The organism is Kitasatospora sp. NPDC001309, from assembly GCF_042896295.1.
Classification (GTDB): domain Bacteria; phylum Actinomycetota; class Actinomycetes; order Streptomycetales; family Streptomycetaceae; genus Kitasatospora.
Window position 1 is genome coordinate 69,695 of sequence record NZ_JBIAXC010000046.1, and the last position, 6,000, is coordinate 75,694.

Consider the following 6,000-nt stretch of genomic DNA (forward strand, 5'->3'; position numbering starts at 1 on the left):
TCCCGGGGAACCCGGCCGGGACCCCTCGGGGCAACCGACCGTTCCCCCACGGACGGCGAAGTCTGCCCCCGGCGCCCTACTGACGCGTCATCAGTACAGCAGTAGGTTTGCGCCGTTCCCACACCGGAGACGCCTTCGGGGCCGTATACGCACCGAATCGGCACAAGGCGGAAGGAATCCGACCACCGTGCGCGCACATGAACCGGACCGGCGGGCCGACCAGCGGGGCGACCGGGGGGAGTCCCCGGCCGCCCGCGCGCCCCGCCCGGGCCCGCGGCCCGGCAGTGCCCTCGCCCTGCAACGGACCCTCGGCAACGCCGCGGTGAGCCGCCTGGTCCGGGAGGCCCGGGCCGGCTCCGGCGCCCACGGCGGCCACGACTGCGCGGGCCACGGCAGCGCGGGCCACGGCGCCGAGCCGGAGGAACTGCCGCTCCAGCGCTCCCTGGTCCCCCAGGTGCTGCGCAGCGCCGGGAAGCCCCTGGACGCTCCCACCCGCAGCGAGATGGAGGCCCGCCTCGGCGCCGACTTCTCCGACGTCCGGCTGCACACCGGCAGCACGGCCGCCGCCTCCGCGGCCGAGGTCGGCGCCCGCGCCTACACCTCCGGCAACCACGTGGTGCTCGGGCCGGGCGGCGGCGACCGGCACACCCTGGCGCACGAGCTCACCCACGTCATCCAGCAGCGCCAGGGCCCGGTGGCCGGCACCGACCGCGGCGACGGCTTGCGGGTCTCCGACCCGTCCGACCGCTACGAGCGCGAGGCGGAGGCCAACGCCGTCCGCGCCCTCGCCGGCCCGCTGCAACGCGCGGAGGAGCCGCCCGCCCCCTCCCCCGCCCGGGTCGGGGGTGCGGTGCAGCGGATGCCCAAGCGGAACGCGGACGTCGCCGAGGTGCGCGGCAGCAGTCCGCCCGCGCGCACCACCCGGGGCAAGGCCCGCGCGGCGAACCTCGACCTCGCCCGGCCGGTGCTGGAGTTCGAGTCCGGCTACGAGGGCCCGGCCACCCAGAAGATGGACGACGACCAGAGCATCGGCTTCTCGCAGGTCGCCCGGTTGAAGAACCCGCCGGGCGCCCCGCAGCGGGTCTCCACCAACTACCACTTCTGGCAGGAAGTCACCGACTCCAACGTCCAGGTCGTCCGGGCGAAGGACGGCAGCTACGGCGAGCACGACTCGGCGCGCGACTGGGTCCAGGACGGCCCCTACCGCCCGAACTACACCAACGCCGTCATCGTCGACGCCCAGAACCAGATCGAGTTCAACGACAACCCGGGCTTCTCCACCTCGGCCCGGATGACCGCCGGGTACTGGCTCCAGCAGTACAGCGTCTCGTTCCGGTGGAAGGTCGCCCCGAACGCGGGCACCTGGAACCGGAACCTGCCCGCCTGGACCAGCCCCGTGGTCACCCACAGCGTGAGCTCTCAGTTCGACCCCGATCACCCGGACGAGCCGGTCGCGATCACCGTCCACGAGGGCGGCGACCACACCTGGAACGTCGACCTGACCCCGTACACCACGGGGACGTGAAACGGCCGGGCCCCCGGGGAATCCCCGGGGGCTCGGCCCAACGTGCTCGACGGTCCGGACGGTCAGCGCCTCGGGCCCATCACGGCGTACACCGCCGTGCCGACCGCCCCCAGGGCCCACGCCGTCCAGGTGGACACCGTGGTGGCCGGGGAGAAGGTCATCCAGTGCACCACCTCCCCCGCGGTGCCGGCGGCGGCCGGGCCGAGGACGGTGACCGCCAGCCAGCCGGTCGGCAGGATCCAGGCCAGGTGCGCTCCCCAGAGCGCCGCCCCGAGCGCGGCCAGGCCGGCCAGCCCGGCGGCGTCCCGGACCACGTACCCGGTCGGGGCGGGGTCCGCCCCCACCAGCCGCAGCGCCAGCAGCGCGGCGGCGGCGACCGCACCCGTCAGCAGGACGTGCGCCGCCCGGCGGGGCACCCACCGGATCGCGGCCGTCCGGTCCAGCGCGGCGTCCTGCCCGCCGAGCCCGACGGAGGCGGCCGCCACGCTCACGGTGAGGGCCAGGACGACCGTCGCCAGGTCCATCGGCCCCGGGCCGTCGTGGCAGAAGGCCCAGGCCGCCAGCAGCACCAGCAGGGCGACGGCCGCCGAGGCGGGCACCTGCCGGGAGCGCGCGTACAGGGTCAGCCACCTCATCGGGACGCCTTCCCGGTCAGCGGCGTCAGCCCGTCCCCGCAGGACAGCGCGTCGGCCCGGACCTCGGCGATCCGCGCGCGCTGCTCGGCCCGCGGCAGCGCGTTCAGCTTCTCCCAGGCGGCCGTCGCGCTCGTCCACGCGGCCCGGGCGTACGGGTCCTCCTCGGGCTTCTCCAACGGCTGGACCTGACGCTCCCCGAGCGCCCAGCTCGCGACGACGCTCTGCGCCGGGACGGAGAGCTGCCCCCCGCCCTCCCACGGGGTGCGCGGCCGGCAGTTCGGCGCCAGGCCCTGGGCGACCAGCAGCCGGGTCAGCTCCGCCCGCGTCGCCCGGGCGATCAGCGGGTCGTCGAAGTCGACCAGCACCGTGTCGGCGGACAGTTGGCGGTCGTCGCCGTTCGCGCGCAGCGTGGTCTCCTCGTGGATCGTGGCCGGCGCCCGGTCGCCCAGGGCGTCGTGCAGCACCCGCAGCGCCTCCTTGCCGGCCGGCGCGAGTACGGGCAGCTGGGTGCCGTTCGCCCGCGTCACGCACACCGGGCCGTCGCAGACCAGGGCCGCGGCGGCCCGGTCGACGACGTAGGTGTCGCGCGGGTCGCCCGGCAGGACCAGCAGGGCCAGCACCGCACCGGCCAGGACGGGGGCCGCCGCGAACAGCCGGGCCCGGGTGGTCGAGGCCGCCAGCAGCGCGAACCCGGTGCCCAGCAGGCCGAGGAACCACAGCGCCTGCCCCAGGTCCACCGCCCCGGAGAGGGTCAGCAGCATCTCGCGCGGCATGTCGGTCACCGGCGACAGCTGGGAGAGGCGGTTTGACGCCTGGCCGGACGGCAGCGCCCCGTCGGTGGTCTGCCGCAGGTACATGACCGCCACCAGGGAGCCCACCACCAGGATCGGCGGGGTGAGCACCGAGGGCAGGGTCCGCGCGAGGCCCATCCCGAACACGGCGCCCGCGACCAGGGCCAGCACCGCCACCAGCGAGATCGGCAGCCAGCCCGCCGGCAGGTAGTCGGTCTCGCCGAGGGCCACCTGGCTCCCGCCCCACAGCACCAGCAGGCCGAAGCCCGCCGCCAGCGCGAGCGCCAGCGCACCGGCGGGCAGCGCCGCACGGCGCCAGGCCGGACGCGGCGTGCTCGCCAGCAGTTCGGCCGTCCGCGAGCGGGCGTCGCGCAGTCCGTACACCGCGCCGAAGCCCACCGAGAGCGGCCACAGGTAGGCCAGCATGGAGCGGGTCGTCAGCGCCATCGACGTCCACTGTCCGGTCCACGCCGCGGTGCCCTGCCACCACAGCCCGTTGACGGCGTAGAGGACGGCCAGGCTGCCGCCCAGGACGACCAGACCGGCCCACGGGGCGACGGAGCGCCTCAGCTCGGTCCGCAGAACCCGGGTGTTCACCAGTTGCCTCCCTGCCGGCCGGAGTCACTGAGCAGCGCCGAGTAGCCGCGCTCCAGCGGGCTGTCCCCCGGGTACTCGCTGCCGCCCGCGGCGGCCAGGTCGTCCGGGGTGCCCTGGAAGACGAGGCGCCCGTCGGCGAACAGCACCACGTCGGTGCAGGCCGCCGCGACGTCCTCGACCAGGTGGGTGGAGACGACCACGCAGGTGTCCCGGCCCAGTTCCTGGAGCAGCTCGCGGAAGCGCAGCCGCTGCGCCGGGTCCAGACCGGCCGTCGGCTCGTCCAGCAGCAGCACCGCGGGGTCGTTGACGATCGCCTGGGCGATGCCGGCCCGCCGCACCATGCCGCCGGACAGGGTCTTCATCCGGTGGTCGGCGCGGTCCGCCAGGCCCACCCGCTCCACGGCCCGCTGGACGGCCGCGGGGATGTCCTGCTTCGGCACCTCCTTCAACCAGGCCATGTACTCCACGAACTCCCGCACGGTGAAGCGCTTGTAGTAGCCGAAGTCCTGCGGCAGGTAGCCGATCCGGCGCCGCAGCGCCCGGTGGTCGCCCAGCCCGGCGACGGAGGTGCCGAGCAGCTCCAGTTCGCCGCCGGCCGGTCGCAGCACCGTCGCGAGCGCCCTGATCAGGCTGGTCTTGCCCGCGCCGTTGGGCCCCAGCAGGCCGTGGGCGCCGAGCCCCAGGGAGAGGTCGAGGCCGTCGACGGCCATCTTCTTCCGGCCGACCCGCACTCTCAGGTCACTGGCCCGGATCTCCCAGGCGTAGGTCTTCGGCGCGATGTCGGCCGCGCTCGTCATGGGCGCCATGCGGTGGCCCCTTTCGAGGGTCGATGGTGTTGTCACAACGTCGAGTAGGTGTTCCGGCGGGCGATCACGGCGGCGACCCCCAGCACGAGGAGCAGGCCCCACACCGGCAGCCGGCCCGGCTCCAGGGCGAGCCACAGGGCCGCGGGGGTACGTCCGGTCACGGCGGCGGGAAGGAGCACGGCGACGCTCCAGAGGGCCGCCAGAGCGACCGCGGCGCGGGCCACCCCGACGACGCTGCCCAGGGCCAGCGCCGTGGACGTGAAGGCGAGCGAGGGCAGCAGCCACTGGGCGGCCGTCATGGTGCCGGTCAGCCACCCCGTCAGCAGGAGCCCGGGCACGACCACGGCGAGCACCGCCGTGGTGCGCCTGAGCAGCAGGGGCAGACCCGCGCGGGCGGTCGAGGCGGTCAGCTCGTACACCGGGTCCAGGGCACGCGACCACGCCGCGGCGACGCCGAACAGCGGCAGCACGGGCGCCAGCAGCGACAGCGGCGAGGCACCGCCGAGCGATCCCGACGGCGCGAGCGCGTCCAGCAGCAGCGCCAGCAGGGTGACGGTGACGGTCATGGCCAGCCACGGCCCCGTCGCGGGCGTCAGCCAGGCCGACAACCACCGCGGACGGCGCCACCGGGCGGGCGCCCGGACCTCGGCGTCCAACTGCGGCGCCAGGCCGGTCCGCACGGTGTCCAGCAGCGCGGCGACCTCGGGCGCCTCGGTGACGACCGAGGCCGCCAGCAGCGCCCGGCACGGCGCACAGGTCTCCAAGTGGGCCTCCAGTGCCCACACCGTGTCCGCGGCCATCGCCGCGTCCCCCCGCGCGTAGTCGGCGACGAGCCGCCGGGACGCGTGTTCCTCCGTCATGCCAGTGCCTCCCGCATCGCGATCCGAGCTCGCCGGGCACGGGTCTTGACCGTGCCTTCGGGCAGTCTGAGCAGCACGGCCGTCTCCCGGACGGACAGCCCGTCCAGCACCGTGGCCTGCAGCACCTCGCGCAGTTCCGGGGCCAGGCGCCGCAGCGCGTCGCCCACGTCGCCGCCGACCGTCCCGGCGAGCGCCTCCTCCTCCGCCCCGGGCACCACCGCCCGCTCGGCGGCGGCCACCGGCGGCTCGGCGTGGTGGGCCCGGCGCCGGAACGCGTCGACCAGCCGGCGCGCCGCGATCGTCCACAGCCACCCGACGGCCGAACCGCCCACGGCGCTCCCGGCGAACGCGCCGGCCGCGCGCCACACCGCCAGATAGGTCTCCTGCATGACCTCGGCGACGATCTGCTCGTCCGCGCAGCGACGGCGCAACCGCACCGCCAGCCACGGCGACGTCCGGCGGTACAGCTCGTCGAACGCCCCGCGGTCGCCCTTGGCCACGAGCCGGAGGAGGCGTTCCTCGTCCAGCTCGTCCAGTGCTCTCCTACGTGATCTCACACCAGCCAGACGCCCGGTCCGGCGCGCAGGTTCTTGATCCGGAGTGACCTGCGTCACAGTGCGGGTCGCCCCTTTCCGTGGAAATGCGGACCCGGAAATGCGAAAAGGCCCACCCGGTCACCCGGGCGGGCCTTTTCTGAATGATTGTTCGGCGGCGTCCTACTCTCCCACAGGGTCCCCCCTGCAGTACCATCGGCGCTGTGAGGCTTAGCTTCCGGGTTCGGAATGT

At 75.2% G+C, this 6,000-nt stretch carries 6 protein-coding genes and 1 rRNA gene; 1 reads left to right on the forward strand and 6 read right to left on the reverse strand.

Annotated elements, in window-relative coordinates; all coding sequences use genetic code 11:
• Positions 1-187: 187 nt before the first annotated feature.
• Positions 188-1,525, forward strand: coding sequence for a DUF4157 domain-containing protein (locus ACFY2K_RS34410; protein WP_387716546.1), 1,338 nt, complete (start codon positions 188-190; stop codon positions 1,523-1,525).
• A gap of 62 nt (positions 1,526-1,587) precedes the next feature.
• On the opposite strand, the gene ACFY2K_RS34415 is transcribed toward ACFY2K_RS34410, so the two are convergent.
• From ACFY2K_RS34415 to rrf, 6 genes are all read right to left on the reverse strand, one after another.
• Positions 1,588-2,160 (reverse strand): hypothetical protein, encoded by a 573-nt coding sequence (locus ACFY2K_RS34415; protein WP_380593513.1) that lies wholly within the window; start codon positions 2,158-2,160, stop codon positions 1,588-1,590.
• Positions 2,157-3,548, reverse strand: coding sequence for a hypothetical protein (locus tag ACFY2K_RS34420; protein WP_380644011.1), 1,392 nt, complete (start codon positions 3,546-3,548; stop codon positions 2,157-2,159). Before ACFY2K_RS34420 ends, ACFY2K_RS34415 begins: the two co-directional genes overlap by 4 nt.
• The gene (locus tag ACFY2K_RS34425) at positions 3,545-4,354 is read right to left on the reverse strand and encodes an ATP-binding cassette domain-containing protein (protein WP_375893457.1); all 810 of its coding nucleotides are present in this window, start codon (positions 4,352-4,354) and stop codon (positions 3,545-3,547) included. The genes ACFY2K_RS34420 and ACFY2K_RS34425 overlap by 4 nt, the downstream gene beginning before the upstream one ends.
• 32 nt (positions 4,355-4,386) lie before the next feature.
• Positions 4,387-5,214, reverse strand: a complete 828-nt coding sequence (locus tag ACFY2K_RS34430) for a zf-HC2 domain-containing protein (protein WP_380532624.1) — start codon at positions 5,212-5,214, stop codon at positions 4,387-4,389.
• Positions 5,211-5,771 carry an RNA polymerase sigma factor gene (locus tag ACFY2K_RS34435; protein WP_375893453.1) on the reverse strand — a complete coding sequence of 187 codons (561 nt, stop codon included), beginning with the start codon at positions 5,769-5,771 and terminating at the stop codon, positions 5,211-5,213. Before ACFY2K_RS34435 ends, ACFY2K_RS34430 begins: the two co-directional genes overlap by 4 nt.
• A gap of 146 nt (positions 5,772-5,917) precedes the next feature.
• Positions 5,918-6,000: ribosomal RNA gene (gene rrf / locus ACFY2K_RS34440) — 5S ribosomal RNA — on the reverse strand; the annotation flags it as partial.